Below are 19,488 nucleotides of genomic sequence, written 5' to 3' on the forward strand. Positions count from 1 at the left end.
TCTATGGGCCGCAGACCTAAGTGGGGCCGGCAGGTCCACGGTGTGCTGTTGCTGAACAAGCCCGCCGGCATCACCGCCAACGACGCCCTGCAGAAAGCCAAGCGACTGTTTTTCGCCAATCGCGCCGGCCACACCGGCGCGCTGGACCCGCTCGCCACCGGCGTGCTGCCGATCTGCTTCGGCGAGGCGACCAAGTTTTCCCAGTATCTGCTCGACGCCGACAAACGCTACCGCAGCACCTTCTGCTTCGGCATGACCACCGCCAGCGGCGACGCCGACGGCGACGTGATAGAGACCCGCGATGCCTCCGGCCTGACCGAAAAGGCGGTGCTGAAGGCCCTGGGGCAATTCCGCGGCCGCATCCGGCAGGTGCCGTCCATGTATTCGGCGCTGAAACACAAGGGCCAGCCGCTGTACAAGCTGGCGCGCCAGGGTGTGGAGGTGGAGCGCGAGGCGCGCGAAGTCGAGATCTACGAATACGAGCTGCTGAGCTTCAGTGGAGGCAGTCAGCCGCGCGCCGAGGTGGAGATCCACTGCTCCAAGGGCACCTATGTGCGCAGCCTGGCGGAGGATCTCGGAAAGGCCCTGGGCGTCGGCGCCTATGTGGAGCAGTTGCACCGCAGCGCCGCCGGTCCCTTCGACGAGGCGGACGCCATCACCCTGGATGAGCTGGCCGAGGAGCGCGGCGAGGGCAGGGCGGAGACGCTCGACCACCACCTGCTGCCGGTGGACGCCCCCGCCGCATCCCTGCCCAAACTGATACTGCCGGACGACTCCGGTTACTATCTGCGACAGGGGCAGCCGGTGATGGATCTGCAGGTCTATCGCATCGGTGAAGAAGGTGATATGGTGCGCCTCTTCCTGGAAAATGGCGATTTTCTGGGCGTGGGAGAAATTACCGACGACGGCCGGGTCGCCCCCCGCCGCCTGGTGAGTATCTCGTAGGAGCGGCCGGTGGCCGCGATCAGTCTTTCCGACTACTCTGGAATCCGATCGCGACCGCCGGCCACTCCTGCAAGAACGGCTTTCCGCCGTAAACCGTTAGCTGGTCTGTAAATATGCACGGGCCAGCCGAATCTTCAAAGCATATTACGACGAGGTAATTCGTTATGGCACTGACTGCCACTGAAAAAGCAGCCATCCTGAAAGAGCACGGCCAATCCGAAGGCGATACCGGTTCCCCGGAAGTCCAGGTGGCCCTGCTGACCGCCAACATCAACAAGCTGCAGGGTCATTTCTCTGCGCACAAGCAGGATCACCACTCCCGCCGTGGCCTGATCCGCATGGTAAACCAGCGCCGCAAGCTGCTGGACTACCTGAAGCGCAAGGACCTGAACCGCTACGCACAGCTGATCGCCAAGCTCGGTCTGCGTCGCTAAGCCCCTGGAATGCCCGCCACTGGCGGGCATTCTTTTTTCTGGGAGCACGGAGCCAATCAAACACTGAAGGGCTCCGACTCCTCACACGGGTCTCAGGCCCGCTAGAATTTCGCCTGCAAGCAGGCTCCTACGAAATTTCCTGTAGGAGCCTGCTTGTAGGCGAATGATGCAGAATGGATATCATCCAAGCTGTAGCGGACGAGTGTCCAGTAAGAATTTTCGCGCAATTTGCGAAAACTGTAGGGGTTGCTGGAATGGGCCAGTAACCGATAGGAAATAGGAAAATACTAGTGAATCCAGTAAGCAAAACCTTCCAGTACGGACAACACCAGGTCACCATCGAGACCGGCCGCGTAGCGCGCCAGGCCACCGGTGCGGCGCTGGTAACCATGGGCGAGACCGTGGTTCTGTGTACCGTAGTCGGCGCCAAAGAAGCCAAGCCGGATCAGGGCTTCTTCCCGCTGTCCGTACACTACCAGGAAAAGGCCTATGCGGCCGGCAAGATTCCCGGTGGCTTCTTCAAGCGTGAAGGCCGCCCGTCCGAGAAAGAAACCCTGACCTCCCGCCTGATCGACCGCCCGATCCGCCCGCTGTTCCCGAACGGCTTTATGAACGAAGTGCAGGTGATGATCACCGTGCTGTCCGCCGAGAAGGATATGGACCCGGATATCGCCGCCATGATCGGTACCTCCGCGGCCCTGTCCGTGTCCGGTATCCCGTTCGGCGGCCCCATCGGCGCCGCGCGTGTGGGCTACACCCAGAAGGACGGCTACCTGCTGAACCCGGGCTACAAGGCCCTGAAGACCTCCGAGCTGGACATGGTCGTTGCCGGCACCAAAGATGCCGTGCTGATGGTGGAGTCCGAGGCCCAGGAACTGCCGGAAGACATCATGCTGGGCGCGGTGCTGTTCGCGCACCAGGAAATGCAGGCGGTCATCAAAGTCTGCGAAGAGCTGAAGGCCGAAGCCGGCAAGCCCGAGTGGGACTGGCAGCCGGCGCCGGTGAACGAGGAACTCAAGGCCGCCCTGGAGAGCCAGTTTGGCGAACAGGTGCGCGAGGCCTACAAGATCACCGACAAGCAGCAGCGCGTCACCCGCCTGGGCGAACTGCGCAGCGCCGCGGTCGAGGCCCTCGCCAGCGAAGAAGTGTCCGAAGATGAAGTGAAGAGCTACTTCGGCAAGCTGGAGAAGAAAATTGTGCGCGGCGCCGTGGTGCGCGGCGAGCCCCGCATCGACGGTCGCGACAACAAGACAGTGCGCCCGATCAGCGTCGAAGTCGGCGTGCTGCCGAAGGCCCACGGTTCCGCCCTGTTCACCCGCGGCGAGACCCAGGCCCTGGTAGTGGCGACCCTCGGCTCCACCGGCGATGCGCAGATCATCGACGCGCTGGAAGGCGAGCGCAAAGACTACTTCATGCTGCACTACAACTTCCCGCCCTACTCAGTGGGTGAGGCGGGTCGCGTGGGCGCCACCGGCCGCCGCGAAATCGGCCACGGCCGCCTGGCGCGCCGCGGTATTGCCGCGGTCCTGCCGGAAGCGGACAGCTTCCCGTACACCGTGCGCGTCGTATCCGAGATCACTGAATCCAACGGCTCCAGCTCCATGGCTTCCGTGTGCGGTTCCTCCCTGGCGCTGATGGACGCCGGCGTGCCGCTGAAGGCGCCGGTGGCCGGTATCGCCATGGGCCTGGTGAAGGAAGAGGACGGCTACGCGGTTCTGACCGATATTCTCGGTGACGAGGACCACCTCGGCGATATGGACTTCAAAGTGGCCGGCACCGCCTCCGGCGTCACCGCGCTGCAGATGGACATCAAGATCGAGGGCATCACCGAGGAGATCATGGAGACTGCGCTGGAGCAGGCCCTGCAGGCGCGCCTGCATATCCTCGCGGAGATGAACAAGGTGATCGGCGAGTCCCGCTCCACCGTGAACGAGAACGCGCCGCGCTACGCGACCCTGAAGATCCACCCGGACAAGATCCGCGACGTGATCGGCAAGGGCGGCGCCACCATCCGCTCCATCACCGAGGAGACCGGCGCGTCCATCGATATCGAGGACGACGGCACCATCAAGGTGTTCGGCGAGGACGGGGAGAGCCTGGAAGCGGCGGTCACCCGCATCGAGGAGATCACCGCAGAAGCCGAGATAGGCGCCATCTACGAGGGCACCGTAGTGCGCATCGTCGACTTCGGCGCTTTCGTGAACTTCCTGCCGGGCAAGGACGGTCTGGTGCATATCTCCCAGATCGCCGAGGAGCGCGTCAACGCGGTCACCGACTACCTGAGCGAGGGCCAGAAGGTGTTCGTCAAGGTACTGGACGTGGACCAGCGCGGCCGCATCAAGCTCTCCATCAAGGAGGCCAAGGCCGACCAGGCGGAGGAAGCCGCCGAGGCCAACCAGGGCTCCGGCGAAGCCTGAGTCCCTCGAGCGTAAGAAAACCCGGCATCCGCCGGGTTTTTTTATGGCCGGTGGTGCGCGGACTGTGCCCGGAATAACGCCGGGCGGCGACCACTCGCCACCCACTCCCCGGCCCGTTAGAATCCACTGAAAGAATAAAGAGGGCACCACCTTGCACAACTTCTGGCTCGCGGAAATCCTGCTCGCGCTGGCCGCCACGCTGGTGGCCAACCAGTATTGGATACTCGCCCGCGGCCGCTTTCAGTCTCCGGCCCTGCTGGTCGTCGCCGGCCTCCTGTGCCTGGCTCTGGCGGCGGCGTTCGGGGCCTACCGCTACGGCATAGACCCGGGGATCACCGAGCTGCACCGCGCACTGTCGCGGCTGTCCGGTTATACCAGCTTTCTGTTGATCGGCCTCGGTTTGTTGTGGGCGCGGCTGCGCCCGCCGTCCGGCCGCGCGCCGGCCTATGTCACCGTGGCGCTGGTGATCGGTTCGGCACTGGGCGCGGCGGAAACGCTGCTCTCTCCGCAGGCCGTCAGCGGCCTCTACTCCATGCTGGGGCTCTTGCTGTGGCTGCTGGTGGCGCTTCTGGAACTGGTTTCGGCGCGCGCTCTGTCGCGCCCATTGGCGCTGCTGCTGGCTGCCGGCGCCGTACTGGTCATGGTGGCCGGCCTGGCGATAGGCACCGGTGCCACGCGCCTGTTGGGGCTGGCGCGGATAAACTGGTTCCACCTGCTGCTCGCGTTCGGGGTCATGTCTCTGCTCTGCGCCCGCCCCCTGTTCGACTCGGGAAAAAACACCAATGAGTAAAGTCTCCACCGAAGTGCAGGGCGGCTGTCACTGCGGCGCCGTGCGCTTTCGCGCTACGCTCAGGCGCGGCGCCGGTGAGCCCATTGTGGCCCACGTCTGCAACTGCTCCATGTGCCAGATGGTCGCTTTCCAGCACCTGATAGTGCCGGCTGCGGATTTCGAGCTGCTGCAGGGCGAGAGTGAACTCAGTTGCTACCGTTTCAACACCGGTACTGCCAGGCACTATTTCTGCAGCCGCTGCGGGGTGAAATCCTTCTATGTGCCGCGCTCGAATCCCGACGGTTTCAGTATCAACCTGCGCTGCCTGGACAGTGCGCCGCAAGGCGTCGTCGTGGTGCCATTCGACGGCCAGAACTGGGAGCGAAATGCCGGCGACCTGGCGCATTTGAGCAAGGCCGGCGAATAAACACTTCAAGGAAAGGGATTGAGCCAATCGTGAGTGAGCAGACACAAACCGATTTTATCCGTTGCACCGACAGCGGAGCCCTCTACGGCAAGCCGGGCCTGGAGCTGTTGCTGGTGCAGACGCCCCTGTGCCGCGCGGTGATCGCAACCCAGGGCGCCCAGTTGCTGGAATTCCAGGCGGTCGACCGCGAACCGCTGTTGTGGCTCAGCCCCAGAGCCCAATTCGAACCGGGCAAATCGGTGCGCGGCGGTATTCCGCTGTGCCTGCCCTGGTTCGGCGTCCACCGCCGCGACCCGGACAAGCCCAAACACGGCCTGGTGCGTAACCGCCCCTGGCAGCAGGGCGGCGTCAAGACCCTGTCGGAAGGTGCCGTGGAGCTGGTGTTCACTTACCGGCACGGCGGCGACGAGTACTTCCGCGCACCCTTCAGTTGTGAAGTCACCATGCGCTTGGGGCGCGAGCTGCAGTTGCGGCTGCGGCTGCAAAACCTGGCTGCGGAGGCGGAGGAATACAGCTGGGCCTGGCACACCTATTTCCCGGTGGCCAATGTGCGCGAGATCGAAGTGCACGGACTGGAGAATACCGAATACCTGGACAAGACCCGCGGCCTGGCGCGCTTCCGCCAGCAGGGGCCGCTGACTTTCCCCGTCGAGGTGGACAGGGTCTTTGAAAACGCTCCCGCGCACCAGCGGATCCAGACCCGCAACCCGATCAGCGCCAGCAGCGACAACTGCCACAGCGTCATCGCCTGGAATCCCGGCGCCGAACTGGCGGCGACACTGGCGGATGTCGGCGAGCACTACCGGGAGTATGTCTGTATCGAACACGGCAACGCCTTTGCCAACAGCTGGAAACTGGGGCCGGGCGAGCGGGCCGAAGCGGCGCTGTTTCTGCACCGGTGAAGCAGCGGGGAGCGGCAATGGAAATATCCGCAGACGGGCGCGCGCGGGCCCCGGGGCTGATTCACGCTTTCCTGCTGGATCGCCGCGGCGGCGGCAGGGACCTTTCCTGGCAACAGGCGCGGGACTGGCGGCCGGAGCGGGGGCTGCTGTGGCTGCACTTCGACTATACCGACGCCGGGGCTCAGGCGTGGCTGCGCGGCGGTAGCGGCCTGGATCCGCTGGTGGCGGAGGCCCTGCTGACGGAGGAGACGCGCCCGCGCACCACCTCGATCGGCGACGGCCTGCTGATCGCGCTGCGCGGTGTCAACCTGAACCCGGAGTCGCAGCCGGAAGACATGGTTTCCATCCGCCTGTGGGTCGAGGAAAACCGCGTGATCAGCACCCGCAGGCGGCGCCTGCTGTCGGTCGATGACCTGTTGCAGACCCTGCGCGCCGGCCGTGGGCCGGCCGGGGCCGCGGCGCTGGTGGTGGCGCTGACGGACCTGCTCGTGTGGCGCATGGGTGATACGGTGGAGTCGTTCGAGGACAAGATTGATGAACTCGAGGATCGCCTGCTCGAGGCCGGCGGTGGTGCGCTGCGCTCGGAGCTGGCGCAGCTGCGCAAGCAGACCATCACATTGCGCCGCTATCTGGCACCGGAGCGCGAGGCGCTGTCACGTATGCTGGCGGAGAAGGTCCCCTGGTTCGACGAAGCGAGCCGCATCCGTCTGCGCGAAGTCAGCGACCGCCTGCAGCGCCATATCGAAGACATAGACGCGGTGCGCGAGCGCGCGGCGGTCACCCAGGAGGAGCTGCTCAGCCGCAATTCGGAACAGCTCAACAGCCGCATGTATGTGTTGTCTGTGGTCGCCGCCATCTTCCTTCCGCTGGGTTTTCTGACCGGGCTGCTGGGGATCAATGTGGGCGGCATTCCCGGCGCGGACGAGCCCATGGCGTTTGTGATTTTTTGTGCGCTGCTGTCGGTTGCAGTGGTGTTGCAGATTGTAATTTTCCGCTGGAAAAACTGGCTTTGAGGACACGGATATGTCGCGTGAATACCACCTGGCGCAGGTCAATATAGCGCTGGCCAAGGGCCCGATGGACAGCCCCGTCATGCAGGGGTTCGTGGATCAACTGGACAGGATCAACGCGCTCGCGGATCGCAGCCCGGGTTTCGTGTGGCGCCTGCAGACGGAGGAGGGGGATGCGACGTCGCTGCAGCTGTTCGAGGACGAGCGCATTATCGTCAATATGTCGGTGTGGGACTCGCTGCAGGCGCTGAAAGATTATGTGTATTCCGGCGAGCACCTGGAGGTACTGAAAAACAAGAAGCGCTGGTTCGACAAGCTGTCCGGCCCGGCGCTGGCGCTGTGGTGGATCCCCGCCGGTGTGCTGCCGTCCAGCGACGATGCCAAGCGGGCGCTGCAGACCCTGCGCACGCGCGGGCCCAGCGCGGAGGCCTTTACCTTCGCCAGGCCTTATCCTGCCCCGGCGGCGCAGCCCGCCTGACCGGAGCCCCTCGCCCCGCCGTTGCATTCGCGGGCTCTGTGCTATACAGAGACAACAGCGATAGCCGGCCGAGAGTAGACAATTGCGACAACTGAAGTCATGGATTGAGGCGACCCGCCACCTGATGACGGCTGCGACGGTGGTACTGCTGATCGTGTCTTTCTTTGCCATGCTCTGGGGCGGCATCAAGGCCGTTCACGCTATCGAACTGATCCTGAGCAGCCGGGGTGAGAGCCACGATATCGAGGTCTACCTGATCCGGGTGGTCGACGCCTTCCTGATTTCGATCGTCCTGTACCTGTTTGCGGTCAGTATCTACCAGCTCTTTATCGGCGGCCTGTCACTGCCGGTGGCGAAAGACCTGGGGGAGATGAAGATGCAGCTCAGCGGCGTCATCATCATGGTGATGGCGATCCAGTTTCTGGAATATGTGCTGGGCGACTACCCGGCGCTGCAGCAGCTCTACGAGGGCGCTTCTATCGCCCTGGTGGCGGGTGTGCTGCTGCTGTTGAGCCATGTGGTCGGCAAACAGCGCTGACACCGAGTATCGTTTATCCGGAGCCGTCAAACACGGTGACCGTCTGCCGGCTGGTGGCGGCCAGATGGCCCTCTCTGTCCCACAGTCGCGCCTGTACCACTCCGTACCCATCTTCCGCGTGTTCCACCTCGGCCAGGTACTGCCACCAGTCGCTGCCACTGAGCGCCGGCAGCGGCTCGATAAACTCCACCGTCCAGGTCAGCGAACTGGCCGGCGCCGGCTGTTTCAGCATCGGCAGCAGCGCCGGCGGCCAGGCGTCGATCAGCGCCAGCAGGTGGCCGATGGTCACGGGGCCGTCGCTGCCATCTTCGAAGCGCACCCAGCCGCCCAGTTGCGTGTCGCTGCTGCCGCTGAACGGCAGCTGGCCCCGCGCGATGCGGTAAGCGAATTTGCGCGTGAATTCCGGCACCACGCCGGGAATATAGGGCAGCGCTTCGCTTTCGTCCGGGCCCTTGAGCGCCGGCGCGGCTCCCGCGGTGACGCGGATGCTTGACCGCCGGGCGCGACCGAAGCTGGCGAGGCCGGCGAGCACTACCGAGCCCGCCTGGCGGATATGCCCTTCCACCTGAGTGACCGAGCGCCCCGCGCGCAATACAGTCGCGGAGACATCGATAGTTTCCGCCGCCACCGGGGCGACGAAGGAAATGGTCAGTGAGCGCAGGGTCGCGCCCGGGGCGACCCGTGTGGCCATTTGTTCGTAGAGCATGGCGGCCACCAGGCCGCCGAATGTGGCGCGCCCCTGGGACCAGCCCCCGGGCACCCTGGTTGCGCCCCCGTGCGCGCGCCATTTCTGCAGCAGCTGATCGAAAGTCATGGATCTATGCGGGCTTAGTCGAAGGTGTGTTCGGTGCCGGGGAAAACGCCGTTCTTGACGTCCTCGGCGTATTTGCGCAGCGCGCCGGGAATATTGCCCGCCTCCTGCAGAAAGTTTTTCGAGAACTTGGGCGGCTGTTCGGTGAGGCCGAGGATATCGTTGATCACCAGCACCTGGGCGTCGGTATCGCGCCCGGCGCCGATGCCGATGGTCGGCATGGAGACGGAGTCGGTGATGCGCCTGGCCAGGGCGCTGGGCACACACTCGAGGACCAACAGGTCCGCGCCGGCCTCATCCAGAATTGCGGCGTCGTCGAGAATCTGCCCCGCCTGGCTCTCGTCGCGGCCCTGGACGCGGAAGCCACCCAGCTTGTGCACCGATTGCGGCGTCAGGCCCAGGTGCGCGCACACCGGAATGCCGCGGTCGGTGAGCATTTTCACCGTCTCCGCGAGCCAGGCGCCGCCCTCGATTTTCACCATATGCGCGCCCGCCTGCATGATGCGGGTGGCGTTGGCCAGCGCCTGCTCGGGCGTCGCGTAGGTCATAAACGGCATGTCGCCCATGATCAGGGATTTCTTGTTGCCCCGCGCCACCGCTTCCACGTGGTAGATCATCTGCTCCATGGTGACGGGAATGGTGCTGTCGTAGCCCAGTACCGTCATGCCCAGGGAGTCGCCCACCAGCACCGCCTCGACACCGGTTCTCTGCGCCATGGCTGCCATGGGCGCATCGTAGAGGGCGACGGTAATAAACTTTTCCCCCTCCTCCTTCATTTTGCGCAGTGTCTGGACGGTGACCGGCTTTTCCAGTTCGGTGGGTGCATAAGGCATGAGTTCAGTTCCCCGGGTTGTAGTAGTGGCGGCCGCTGTTGATGGTGAGCATATACTCCACCAGCTGGCGGTAGTCCTGCGGTCGATCGACGATGTCGATATCCTCGCTGTTGACGATCAGCAGCGGAGCCTCGTCGTAGTAGTGGAAAAAGTTGGTGTAGGCATCGTTCAGGGTCGCCAGGTATTCGTTGCTGATGGCCCGTTCGGCGGCGATGCCCCGGGTGCGGATACGCTCCTGCAGCACATTCAGCGGCGCCTGCAGGTAGATGACCAGATCGGGTTTGGGGGCCTGCAGGGTCAGGTGCTGGTAGACCTGCTGATACAGGGCCAGTTCGTCGGCGTCCAGGGTGACCTCGGCAAACAGCTGGTCTTTTTCGATCAGAAAGTCGGACACGCGCACCGGCTTGAACAGATCGTCCTGGCGCAGCGCCTGTATCTGCTGCGAGCGCTGCAGTAAAAAGTGCAGCTGAGTCGGCAGTGCGGCGCTTTTCGGGTCCTGGTAAAAGCGCTCCAGAAAGGGGTTTTCTTCCGGTTGTTCCAGCAGGGTGTCGTAGTTGAAGGTGGCGGCGAGTTTTTTCGCCAGGGTGGTCTTGCCCACGCCGATATTGCCTTCCACGGCGATGAATCTCGGCAGGGTCGCGCCGGAGAGATCCGGTTCACGGAGATGGGTTTCGCCGGTATCGATTACCACTGAACTTGCTCCTTCAAGTATTTGGGGCCCCCGGACCGATACTTCGCCGGGGCCTGCGGGCGGCCCTGCTAGCGGCAGAGCCTTCGCATCGTTTTTTTCGTTTTGTCGTTTCAGATTTTTTCCAGGCGGTTCTCGGGGCAGCGCCGCAGCAGTGCCCGAATCGGCTCCCCTCCGGGCAGGCACAGCTCGGGTTCCAGTTCCGCCAGCGGCAGCAGCACGAAATTGCGCTCGGCCATGCGCGGATGCGGCACCTGCAGGCGCGGCTCGTCTATCCGCATCTGATCGAACAGCAGTATATCCAAATCGAGGGTGCGGGCTCCCCAGCGTACAGAGCGCTCGCGGCCGTGGGCATTTTCGATCGATTGCAGCCGATCGAGCAGTTGCAGCGGCGCCAGCCCGGTCTCCAGCTCTGCCACCGCGTTGATGTAGTCCGGCTGCTCGCCCGGTCCCACCGGTGCACTGCGATAGAAGCTGGAGCAGCGCAGCAGGCGTGTCTGCGGAATTTCCGCCATCGATGCCAGGGCACTGCGCAGCTGCCGCTGCGGTTCGGCGAGGTTGCTGCCGAGGCCGATATACGCCTTCGCCATTTATTCCGCCGCTCTCGGACGCCGGCGGCGGCCCCCGCGGGATCCGCGGCCGCGGCGGCCGCCGCCGCTGTTCTGTAGTTTGCGCACCATCTGCAGGCGCGTCTCTTCGTCCGCCTGCTGATACTCGGTCCACCACTGGCCGAGGCCCGCCTGGATTTCGCCGCTCTCTTCGCGCAGCAGCAGGAAATCGTAGGCGGCGCGGAAGCGCGGGTGTTCCATCAGGCGCTGGGCGCGGCTGCCACTGCGCTGCGGCAGGCGCAGCTGCAGATCCCAGATTTCGCGCATCGGTATCGAGAAGCGCTTCGGGATCGCCGTGTGCGCCAGCTGCGAGCTGGTGATTTTCTGCGCCGCCTGGGCCAGCGCCGGCACCGGCGGCGTACCCCGTTCGACCAGGCGCTGCTGCTCGGCGTTGACCGCCGGCCAAAGCAGGGCGGCGTAGAGGAAGGCCGGTGTTACGCGCATATCGGCGCGGATACGCTGGTCGGTATTGCGCAGTGCCAGGCGGGTCAGCGCCAGGGCTTCCGGGTTTTCGAGCAGGGCGGCGTTGTCGGGGAACAGGTGGTGCCAGAGTTGGTACTGGCGCAGCAGCTCGAAGGTGCGTTCGCCATGCCCGTTCATCAGCAGCTTGAGCACTTCGTCGAACAGGCGCGCGGGGGCGATATTGCGCAGCAGCGGCGCCAGTTCCTGCAGCGGTGCGGCGGTCTTGTCCTCGATGGTGAAGTCCAGCTTGGCGGCGAAGCGCGCCGCGCGCAGCATCCTGACCGGATCCTCTTTGTAGCGGGTGGCCGGATCGCCGATCATGCGGATCAGGCGCTGTTCGATATCGCGCATGCCGCCGGTGTAGTCGTGGATCGCGAAGCCGTCGGTGGTGTAATAGAGGGCGTTGACGGTGAAGTCGCGGCGCATTGCGTCGCTCTCCAGGTCGCCGTAGACGTTGTCGCGCAGCAGCATGCCGTGTTCGGACTGCTGCGCCTCGTGCTCCTCGCCCTCGCTGTGGTGGCCGCGGAAGGTGGTGACCTCGATGACCTCGCGGCCGATGCGCGCGTGCAGTATGCGGAAGCGGCGGCCGACGATACGCGAGCCGCGGAACAGCTGTTTGGCCTGTTCCGGGGTGGCGTCTGTGGCCACATCGAAGTCCTTCGGGTGGCCGCCCAGCAGCAGGTCGCGCACACCGCCGCCGACGATATAGGCCTGGAATCCGGCCTCCTGCAGGCGCTTCATCACCGTCAGCGCGGCGCGGCTGATATCGCGGCGGGAGATATTGTGGTCGTTGCGGGCTATGACCCTGGGGCCCGGATTGGCCGGCTTGCGCCAGCGTTTGATACTACTGATCAGGGTGTTGAACATACGGCTGTCTGTCTTGACTGCTGCCAACGGATTGGCTTGGGAAGGTCCCGCCGCGGTTGCTGTTCAGTGAGTGTCGGCAGGGACTGGTGCGGGGCGCATTCTACCACAGGCGCAGGCGAGCGCCCGCAACGCCGGGGCCGGCGGTGGCCGGAAACCCTGTGCGCGAGGGGAAAAGAAAGGAAAGATGGGAATTATTCTTATTGAGTATGAAGGCAGCGGCTTCCTTGCGCTATCAATTTGCTGTCTAGCAAACACCCTCTCCCAGGTACAATCAGTCAGTTTGTAACGCGCTTGTCGTTATTTTTGTTGTCTTCTGCTTTATTTTTATTGTTTATTGTTATTGTTCTTTTTGTTGTTATTTTTTCGGTTTTGGTCCCTGTTTGCTTTTATTGTCGACCGCCCCGTTATTGTTATTGTGTGCCGCCCGCTTATTGTGAGTTGTTATTAGGGCTTAAACAGTCATTTATTTTTATTCTTGGCTGTTCTTCTTGTTTGTACTAGATAGAAAGCATTTAGCGTGCCAACTTTAGAAAATCCTTAAAAATCAATAACTTAGAAAATTTACAAAAATTTGCACGCCGCGGGGGAGGGATTTTGCGTTACGGATGTCGCGGCAGTTGTTACTGCCGGTGAGACTGGGGTAACACTTTCAGTTGTTACCAAGGTTGGGCTGCCGGGTAACAATCGGGCCGCGGGGGTGCCGCCGCCGAGTGGGCTCGAGGGGGCAACCGGGGGGCGAGTACGGGGTTCGCCCCGGTCGGGGTCGGGTGGGGAGGGCGCGGGGGATCAGGCCTCGGCGCTGGCCGCGCGGCGGGTCTTCTTGCGCGGAATACCCAGTTTCTGGCGGCGCTCCCACAGGCATTTGCGGCTCACACCCAGCTTCTTCGCCAGCTCTGTTTCGCTCATGGTGTCCTGGTGCTCGATCACGAAGCGGGCGAAGTAGTCCTCCAGGGACAGATCCTCGCGCGGGTCCGTGTGCAGGCTGCGCGGGCGCCGCTCCGGGTCCGCCTCCTCTATCGGCACCAGATCCAGATCGATATCCAGGGTGCTGTGGTCGATTTCCGCGCTCTTGTCGTCGGTCAGGATCACCGCGCGCTGAATCGCGTTTTCCAGCTCGCGCACATTGCCCGGCCAGGTATAGGTGGTCACCGCCTGGATCGCCTCCGGCGACAGCTTCAGGGTCGGGCGGTCCACCTTGGCGCAGAACTTCTCCAGCAGGTGCTCGGCGATCGCCAGCACATCCTTGCCGCGCTCACGCAGTGGCGCCAGGGTCATCTGCACGACGTTGATGCGGTAGTAGAGGTCCTCGCGGAACTTGCGCTCGGCGGCCAGCTGGCGCAGGTTGCGGTGGGTGGCCGCCACCAGGCGCACGTCCACCTTGCGGGATTCCACCGCGCCGATCGGGCGCACCTCGCCCTCCTGCAATACCCGCAGCAGGCGCGCCTGGGCCTCCAGCGGCAGCTCGCCGATTTCGTCCAGGAAGAGGGTGCCGCCGTCGGCGGCGGCCACCAGGCCCTCGCGGGCGGTCTGGGCGCCGGTGAAGGCGCCCTTTTCGTGACCGAAGAGTTCGGCCTCGATCAGGGTTTCCGGAATCGCCGCGCAGTTGACCGAGATCAGCGGTTTGCCGGCGCGGCGACTCTCCTCGTGGATGGCGCGCGCCACCAGCTCCTTGCCGGTACCCGTCTCGCCGTGTACCAGTACCGTGGCATCGGTGGGGGCGACCTTGTGGATACGGCTGTAGAGCTCGCGCATGACCGGGCTGTCGCCGATCATGCCGGCGATGGCGCGGCCGGGCTCCTTGCCCGCCGGTGCCCGGGCGCGGCTCTGCTCCGCCTTGCCGATCACGCGGCGCACCGTGGCGATCATCTCGTCGTGGTCGAAGGGCTTGGCGATATAGTCGGCGGCGCCCATGCGCATCGAGTCCACCGCGGATCTGAGGCTGGCGTAGCTGGTCATGATCAGCACCGGCACGTCGCCGGCCAGCTTCAGCAGGTCGGTACCCGGGGCGCCGGGCAGGCGCAGGTCGGAGATGATCAGGTCCACATCGCTGAGGCGGTACTTGGTGGTCGCCTCGCGCACCGAGCCCGCCTCGCTGACCTTGTACTTGTGCCGCTCCAGCAGTTTGCGCAGTGCAGTGCGAATGATGGCTTCGTCTTCGACGATCAGGATGTGGCTCATGTGTTACGCCTGGTTACAAAACGCTCAGGAGGACCCTAGTTTTACCCGCTGGGCGTTTCGATGCAACCCATAGACGGGTGGTGAACAATCAGTCACGCATTTTTCATCACTCATCGCCCGCCACGCCGAGTGGCAGCTGCACGATAAACCGTGCCCCCCGCCCAGTCTCCGGATTGGCGGGACTCACCAGCTCCAGCTGTCCGTCGTGCTCCTCGACGATGCTGTACACCATCGCCAGGCCGAGGCCGGTGCCCTCGCCGGGCTCCTTGGTGGTGAAGAAGGGTTCGAGGATGCGATCGCGGTGTTGCGGGGATATGCCCGGGCCGTCGTCGGTGACCGAGACGCAGGCACAGCCCTTGTCGATATAGCCGTCTATCTGGATATGACCGCCGTCGGGGCTGGCGTCGCGGGCGTTGCTGAGCAGATTGATGAACACCTGGATCAGGCGCTGGTTGTCGCCCGGGGCTATCAGGTCCTCCGGCACCGCGTTGTCGAAGGTGACCTGGGTCTTGTCCCGCTGCAGCGACAGCAGCTGCACTGCCTCCTGCACACAGGCGTGGAGGTCCACCGGCGCGCGCTCGCTGTCACCGTCGTGACTGCCGCTGTGGGAGAAGTTCACCAGCGAGTGGACTATGCGGCTGATGCGCTGGGTCTGGCTGAGGATCTGGTCGGCGGTGTCGCGCACCTCGGGGCTGTCGGACTCGAAGTGCAGGTTCTGTGCCAGGCAGGCGATGCCGGTGACCGGATTGCCCACCTCGTGGGCGACCCCGGCGGCCAGGCGGCCGACCGAGGCCAGGCGCTCGCTGTGGATCAGTTCCTGCTCCAGTACCTGGGTCTCGGTGATGTCTTCCAGCAGCAGCATCTGCGCGTCGCCGCGCGGGTTGCGCGCCCGCTCGCCGCGGCTGCTCCGCAGGCGCGTCTTGTGCAGATTGAGCCAGTGGCTGTTGCCGCCGAGGCTGACCTGCTGCTTGAAGCGGCTGTCGTCGGCGGAATCGGCGAACTCGATCAGCAGGGTGCGCCAGGGCTCCGGCAGGTATTCCAGCTTGGAGCCGATCACCTCGCCGGCGGCGATGCCGGTCAGGTCGTGCATGGCGTAGTTCCACAGCAGTATCTCGCCGTCGCGCCCCAGGGAGCAGGCGGCCAGCGGCAGCTCCTCGAGCATCTGCCGGTGGTAGAGGCGCAGGTTGTTCAGCTCCGCCGCCAGGCCGGTGAGCTGGTTCTTGTAGCGGGACAGGCGCGTCTCTATCAGGTGGATGTCTTTGTTGGCCGGTTGGTCGCTGTCCTTGAACGGGAAGTGGCGGTCGATGATCTGGCCCGCCAGTACCCGCCCCAAGAGTCCGGACAGGTTGGCTTCCAGCTTGTTGCGCAGCTGGCGCAGCGCGTAGGGGCGCCGCTCGTCGTCCGGCAGGCCCAACTGGCGCAGGGCGCGGTTGACCTCGTGGGTGGCGGTCGCGGCGCCGAGGCTTTCGGCCAGGCGCAGACGGAAGTCCGCCGCTGACTCCACGTCCAGCTCCAGGCGCAGGGCCTGGCTCAGGGTGTCGTCGCTGCAGAGGTCGGCTGCATACTGCTCCAGGCTGCTGCTTTGGGTGAACACCGACAGGCCGATAAACAGCAGCACGTTCACCGCCAGGGACAGGGTGGTGATCTGAGTCCAGATGCTCATACCGAGCGGCACCTGTATATCGGTGCCGGGCAGGGGGACGCCGCTGAGGCCGAACACCGCCGGTAGCAGCAGGCCGCAGGCCCACACCAGCATGCCCGCCAGCAGGCCGCCGATAAAGCCGCGGCGGTTGCCGCGCGGCCAGTGGATCACGGCGAAGATGCCGGGCAGGAACTGCAGCGACGCGATAAAGGCCAGCAGCGCCAGGTCGGACAGGGACAGGCGGTTGTTCAATAGCAGGTAGAACGCGAAACCGGCCAGAAACAGCGCCGCCACCAGCGCGCGGCGCAGCCACACCAACTGGCGGTACATATTGTCTTCCGAGTGCCAGCGGGTACCGGGCAGCAGCCAGTGGTTCATGACCATAGTGGACAGCGCCAGGGTCATCATCACCAGCGCGCCGGTGGCTGCGGACAGGCCACCGATAAATGCCAGCGCAGTCAGCAGGGCCGAACCGCTGGCCCGCGGCACCGCCAGCGAGAAGTACTGCACCGGTTCCGCCACGTCCAGTGCGAAACCGGCCCACATGATCGGGAAGATCGGCAGCGCCATCAGCAGCAGGAACAGCGGGAAGCCCCAACTGGCGATACGCAGTGTGCGCTCCGCCGGGCGCTCGGCGACACTCAAATAGAAGATGTGCGGCATGGCCACGGCGGTGGCGATAAACACCAGCAGCAGTGTGTGCGACGAGCCCTGCTTGATCGGCGTGTACAGCAGTTGCTGCATGTCGCTGTTCTGCGCCAGCCATTCGTCCAGGCCGGTGAAGCCGCCGAAGACGCCGTAAATCGCGTAGGCGCCCACGGCCAGCAGCGCGATCAGTTTGACCACCGACTCCAGCGCCATGGCGCTGGCGAGGCCGGCGCGGCGTTCGCGGGTGGCGCCGTACATGCTGGTGAAGACCGCGAGCAGCACGCAGTAGAGGAAGGCGATCAGGTTCTTGCTGGTGACGCCGCTCTCCGCCAGCGCCAGAGCGGCGACGCTGTCCCGGGACAGCAGCGCCAGCGTCTCCGAAACCGCCTGTATCTGCAGCGCGATCAGCGGCAGCAGCGCCAACAGCATAAACAGGGTGGCGAGGGTGCCGGCCTCGCGGCTGTGGTAGCGGAACACCAGCAGATCCGCCGGTGACGTCAGCTGGTAGCGCTGTGCCAGCCGCGCCAGCGGTTCCAGTGCCACCGGCGCGAACAGGAACATGGCGCCGGTGCCGAGGTAGTAGGCGAGCACGCCGTAGCCGTACTGCCAGGCCAGATCGACGATGCCGTAGAAGGTCCAGGCGGACAGCGAGACGCCGAGTGACAGTACATAGATCACCGGGTGGCGCACCCAGCGCGCCGGCAGCCAGCCCTTGGAGGTGGCGAAGGCGACGAAAAAAAGCGCGGCGATATAGGCCACGCCGATCAGGGCGATGTGCGCTATCTCAAAGCTCATCGGACTTGCGCCTCATCTGCACAAACACCGCCAGCAGTATCAGGACGAACCAGAGAATAAACGGCCGGTACCAGGCGCCCGCGGGGTTGATCATCCAGGTGAAGATGGTCGGCGAGAAGACGTAGCCCACCAGTACCAGCAGGATTAACAGGGTGCGGTTGCTCATGGAAGCCGGGACTCGGGATGCGGGGCTCGGGATTCGGGTGAAAACATCGGCTTTGTCACTGTGAATATTCGACGCGCTCTTTGTTGCAGGCGCCAAGTATGCCGGGATCAACAGGGAAATTCAGTAGCTGGCGCCGCGCGGCCTGTTCGGCGCAGCCGCTGTGGCGTCATCCCAGCTGCCTGTTCCGCAGATCCACCTGGTGGCGCTGCCAGCGCGCCGCGGCCCATTTGAGGATATGTTCCGGTGCCTCCCGCGCCAGTTCCGCGGGCGGGTGAAAGCCGAGAAAGCGCAGTGCCGTGCACAGGTTTTCCGGCGCTCTGCGATCGTCTATGGCCGGGGCGTGGTTCTGTTTGCTGAGCTTCTGGTGGCCGCCGGGGCCCATCACCAGCGGCAGGTGGCCAAACCGGGGCGGCGTTGCGCCGAGCAGGCGGAACAGCCGCAGCTGCGCGCCGCTGGTATCGAGCAGGTCGGCGCCGCGCACTATGTGGGTGATGCCCTGGTCGATATCGTCCACGACCACCGCGAGTTGGTAGGCGTAGAGGCCGTCGCGGCGCTTGAGGATGGTGTCTTCGCGGATCTGTTGGCACTGTTCGCCGCGCCACAGGTCGGTGAAGTGTTCCTCGCCGCCGGCGCACTTCAGGCGCAGGGCGCTGGGGCCCTGGCTCTCGCCGCGTGCGTGGCAGGCGGCATTGTCGTGGCCGCCGTTGCGGCGTATCTGGCTGCGGGAGCAGTGGCAGGGGTAGATGAGTTGCCGCGCCGCCAGATCGGCGAGGGTGTCCTCGTAGAGGGCGTGGCGGCGGCTCTGCCACTCGAGCGGGCCGTGCCAGTGCAGGCCGTGGGCCTCCAGGGATTTCAGAATGCGCTCGGCGGCGCCGGGCTCCTCCCGCGGCGGGTCCAGATCCTCCATGCGCACCAGCCAGTGTCCCCCGTGGGCTGTGGCGTCCAGATAACTGCCCAGAGCGCAGACCAGGGAGCCGAAGTGCAGCGGGCCTGTGGGGGAGGGGGCGAAGCGGCCGATGTATCTGTGGGTGTTCAACGGCGGGTTCTTGGATAGCACAGTGGTGGCTTTGCTGGCGGTGAGCATGCGCCGCCCCTGGGAAAGTGAGTCGCGAGAAACCGTCCCTGGGGCATCGCCCGGCCCGGCCGTCCCTGGCCGGGCGTGAACCCGCGCAGCGAGCGGTGCTCGCTAAGCGCGCGGCTTCACCCGGAAATCTGCTTTTCCTTGATCTCCGCCAGGGTCTTGCAGTCCACGCACAGGGTTGCGGTGGGGCGCGCTTCCAGGCGGCGGATGCCGATTTCCACGCCGCAGGCCTCGCAGTAGCCGTAGTCGTCCTGGTCGATCAGCTCCAAGGTGGCGTCGATCTTCTTGATCAGCTTGCGCTCGCGGTCGCGGGTGCGCAGTTCCAGGCTGAATTCCTCCTCCTGGCTGGCGCGGTCGGCCGGGTCCGGGAAGTTGGCGGCCTCGTCTTTCATATGGGAAACGGTGCGGTCCACTTCCGCCATCAGTTCGGCCTTCCAGGCCAACAGCAAGTTGCGGAAATGCTCCTGCTGCTTCTCATTCATGTACTCTTCGCCCTTTTTCTCCTTGTAGGGCTCAAAGCCGTGCAGAGATTCGGTGCTCGCAGCAGTTTTGGGCATAGTCGTTGCCTCTCTTTCTATACGGGCCCCCGTTTATGGGGGCGATACCACCAAATTCAATCTAGCCTAGTCCGGTTTTAACCGGAGCGATGCATTTTTGACCCGCACAATGGGAGTGCGATAGCAGGCTATTCCTTCCTCACCGCCCCAACCCCAGATGATCGGGGCCCCGGCGGCCGAGGGCGAAGAAGCTATCAAATCTCTCCGGTTCGCGCCACAAAATGTTGTTTGC

At 64.5% G+C, this 19,488-nt stretch carries 19 protein-coding genes; 9 read left to right on the forward strand and 10 right to left on the reverse strand.

Going from position 1 to position 19,488, the window contains the following annotated elements:
• Window positions 1-3: 3 nt before the first annotated feature.
• The 9 genes from truB to ACXAF3_RS06450 all read left to right on the forward strand — a co-directional run bounded on the left by truB (window position 4) and on the right by ACXAF3_RS06450 (window position 7,920).
• Complete coding sequence (gene truB, locus ACXAF3_RS06410; RefSeq protein WP_475111465.1) at window positions 4-945, forward strand: tRNA pseudouridine(55) synthase TruB; 942 nt, start codon at window positions 4-6, stop codon at window positions 943-945.
• Window positions 946-1,109: 164 nt separating this feature from the next.
• Entirely contained in the window at window positions 1,110-1,379 is a 270-nt protein-coding gene (gene rpsO, locus ACXAF3_RS06415) for a 30S ribosomal protein S15 (protein ID WP_193161507.1), read from the forward strand.
• Between the two features lie 290 nt (window positions 1,380-1,669).
• Window positions 1,670-3,796: a polyribonucleotide nucleotidyltransferase gene (gene pnp / locus ACXAF3_RS06420; protein ID WP_475111466.1), complete on the forward strand. Its 2,127-nt coding sequence runs from the start codon at window positions 1,670-1,672 to the stop codon at window positions 3,794-3,796.
• 151 nt (window positions 3,797-3,947) lie between these two features.
• A complete protein-coding gene (locus ACXAF3_RS06425; RefSeq protein WP_475111467.1) occupies window positions 3,948-4,586 on the forward strand; it encodes a hypothetical protein in 639 nt (212 codons plus the stop codon).
• A complete protein-coding gene (locus tag ACXAF3_RS06430; RefSeq protein WP_475111468.1) occupies window positions 4,579-4,992 on the forward strand; it encodes a GFA family protein in 414 nt (137 codons plus the stop codon). The genes ACXAF3_RS06425 and ACXAF3_RS06430 overlap by 8 nt, the downstream gene beginning before the upstream one ends.
• A gap of 29 nt (window positions 4,993-5,021) precedes the next feature.
• The gene (locus ACXAF3_RS06435) at window positions 5,022-5,894 is read left to right on the forward strand and encodes a D-hexose-6-phosphate mutarotase (RefSeq protein WP_475111469.1); all 873 of its coding nucleotides are present in this window, start codon (window positions 5,022-5,024) and stop codon (window positions 5,892-5,894) included.
• A 17-nt stretch (window positions 5,895-5,911) separates the two neighbouring features.
• Complete coding sequence (zntB, locus tag ACXAF3_RS06440) at window positions 5,912-6,907, forward strand: zinc transporter ZntB (protein ID WP_475111470.1); 996 nt, start codon at window positions 5,912-5,914, stop codon at window positions 6,905-6,907.
• A 10-nt stretch (window positions 6,908-6,917) separates the two neighbouring features.
• Window positions 6,918-7,382, forward strand: a complete 465-nt coding sequence (locus ACXAF3_RS06445) for a DUF3291 domain-containing protein (RefSeq protein WP_475111471.1) — start codon at window positions 6,918-6,920, stop codon at window positions 7,380-7,382.
• 82 nt (window positions 7,383-7,464) lie between these two features.
• A complete protein-coding gene (locus ACXAF3_RS06450; RefSeq protein ID WP_475111472.1) occupies window positions 7,465-7,920 on the forward strand; it encodes a YqhA family protein in 456 nt (151 codons plus the stop codon).
• 13 nt (window positions 7,921-7,933) lie between these two features.
• Here ACXAF3_RS06450 and ACXAF3_RS06455 read toward each other — a convergent pair whose 3' ends face one another.
• The 10 genes from ACXAF3_RS06455 to dksA form a co-directional block, all read right to left on the reverse strand.
• Entirely contained in the window at window positions 7,934-8,734 is an 801-nt protein-coding gene (locus tag ACXAF3_RS06455; protein WP_475111473.1) for an acyl-CoA thioesterase, read from the reverse strand.
• A 14-nt stretch (window positions 8,735-8,748) separates the two neighbouring features.
• On the reverse strand, window positions 8,749-9,564 hold the full coding sequence (gene panB, locus ACXAF3_RS06460) for a 3-methyl-2-oxobutanoate hydroxymethyltransferase (protein ID WP_475111474.1): 816 nt from the start codon (window positions 9,562-9,564) through the stop codon (window positions 8,749-8,751).
• Between the two features lie 4 nt (window positions 9,565-9,568).
• Window positions 9,569-10,255 (reverse strand): deoxynucleoside kinase, encoded by a 687-nt coding sequence (locus ACXAF3_RS06465; protein WP_475111475.1) that lies wholly within the window; start codon window positions 10,253-10,255, stop codon window positions 9,569-9,571.
• A 110-nt stretch (window positions 10,256-10,365) separates the two neighbouring features.
• Window positions 10,366-10,842 carry a 2-amino-4-hydroxy-6-hydroxymethyldihydropteridine diphosphokinase gene (gene folK, locus ACXAF3_RS06470; RefSeq protein ID WP_475111476.1) on the reverse strand — a complete coding sequence of 159 codons (477 nt, stop codon included), beginning with the start codon at window positions 10,840-10,842 and terminating at the stop codon, window positions 10,366-10,368.
• Window positions 10,843-12,189: a polynucleotide adenylyltransferase PcnB gene (gene pcnB / locus ACXAF3_RS06475; RefSeq protein WP_475111477.1), complete on the reverse strand. Its 1,347-nt coding sequence runs from the start codon at window positions 12,187-12,189 to the stop codon at window positions 10,843-10,845.
• A gap of 786 nt (window positions 12,190-12,975) precedes the next feature.
• Window positions 12,976-14,367, reverse strand: coding sequence for a sigma-54-dependent transcriptional regulator (locus ACXAF3_RS06480; protein ID WP_475111478.1), 1,392 nt, complete (start codon window positions 14,365-14,367; stop codon window positions 12,976-12,978).
• Between the two features lie 106 nt (window positions 14,368-14,473).
• Complete coding sequence (locus tag ACXAF3_RS06485; protein WP_475111479.1) at window positions 14,474-17,452, reverse strand: ATP-binding protein; 2,979 nt, start codon at window positions 17,450-17,452, stop codon at window positions 14,474-14,476.
• Window positions 17,442-17,618, reverse strand: coding sequence for a hypothetical protein (locus ACXAF3_RS06490; RefSeq protein WP_323845261.1), 177 nt, complete (start codon window positions 17,616-17,618; stop codon window positions 17,442-17,444). Before ACXAF3_RS06490 ends, ACXAF3_RS06485 begins: the two co-directional genes overlap by 11 nt.
• Before the next feature lie 166 nt (window positions 17,619-17,784).
• Window positions 17,785-18,702, reverse strand: coding sequence for a tRNA glutamyl-Q(34) synthetase GluQRS (gluQRS, locus tag ACXAF3_RS06495; protein WP_475111480.1), 918 nt, complete (start codon window positions 18,700-18,702; stop codon window positions 17,785-17,787).
• A gap of 116 nt (window positions 18,703-18,818) precedes the next feature.
• Window positions 18,819-19,256, reverse strand: a complete 438-nt coding sequence (gene dksA / locus ACXAF3_RS06500) for an RNA polymerase-binding protein DksA (protein WP_323845259.1) — start codon at window positions 19,254-19,256, stop codon at window positions 18,819-18,821.
• Between the last annotated feature and the right edge of the window lie 232 nt (window positions 19,257-19,488).

The sequence above is a fragment of the Microbulbifer sp. ABF4_143 genome (genome assembly GCF_056160225.1).

Coding starts and splice junctions, on each gene's coding strand:
- panB (WP_475111474.1), bottom strand. CDS start 9,564: ATGCCTTATGCACCCACCGAACTGGAAAAGCCGGTCACCGTCCAGACA.
- ACXAF3_RS06445 (WP_475111471.1), top strand. CDS start 6,918: ATGTCGCGTGAATACCACCTGGCGCAGGTCAATATAGCGCTGGCCAAG.
- ACXAF3_RS06455 (WP_475111473.1), bottom strand. CDS start 8,734: ATGACTTTCGATCAGCTGCTGCAGAAATGGCGCGCGCACGGGGGCGCA.
- ACXAF3_RS06490 (WP_323845261.1), bottom strand. CDS start 17,618: ATGAGCAACCGCACCCTGTTAATCCTGCTGGTACTGGTGGGCTACGTC.
- pcnB (WP_475111477.1), bottom strand. CDS start 12,189: ATGTTCAACACCCTGATCAGTAGTATCAAACGCTGGCGCAAGCCGGCC.
- gluQRS (WP_475111480.1), bottom strand. CDS start 18,702: ATGCTCACCGCCAGCAAAGCCACCACTGTGCTATCCAAGAACCCGCCG.
- zntB (WP_475111470.1), top strand. CDS start 5,912: ATGGAAATATCCGCAGACGGGCGCGCGCGGGCCCCGGGGCTGATTCAC.
- dksA (WP_323845259.1), bottom strand. CDS start 19,256: ATGCCCAAAACTGCTGCGAGCACCGAATCTCTGCACGGCTTTGAGCCC.
- folK (WP_475111476.1), bottom strand. CDS start 10,842: ATGGCGAAGGCGTATATCGGCCTCGGCAGCAACCTCGCCGAACCGCAG.
- ACXAF3_RS06480 (WP_475111478.1), bottom strand. CDS start 14,367: ATGAGCCACATCCTGATCGTCGAAGACGAAGCCATCATTCGCACTGCA.
- truB (WP_475111465.1), top strand. CDS start 4: ATGGGCCGCAGACCTAAGTGGGGCCGGCAGGTCCACGGTGTGCTGTTG.
- ACXAF3_RS06485 (WP_475111479.1), bottom strand. CDS start 17,452: ATGAGCTTTGAGATAGCGCACATCGCCCTGATCGGCGTGGCCTATATC.
- ACXAF3_RS06430 (WP_475111468.1), top strand. CDS start 4,579: ATGAGTAAAGTCTCCACCGAAGTGCAGGGCGGCTGTCACTGCGGCGCC.
- rpsO (WP_193161507.1), top strand. CDS start 1,110: ATGGCACTGACTGCCACTGAAAAAGCAGCCATCCTGAAAGAGCACGGC.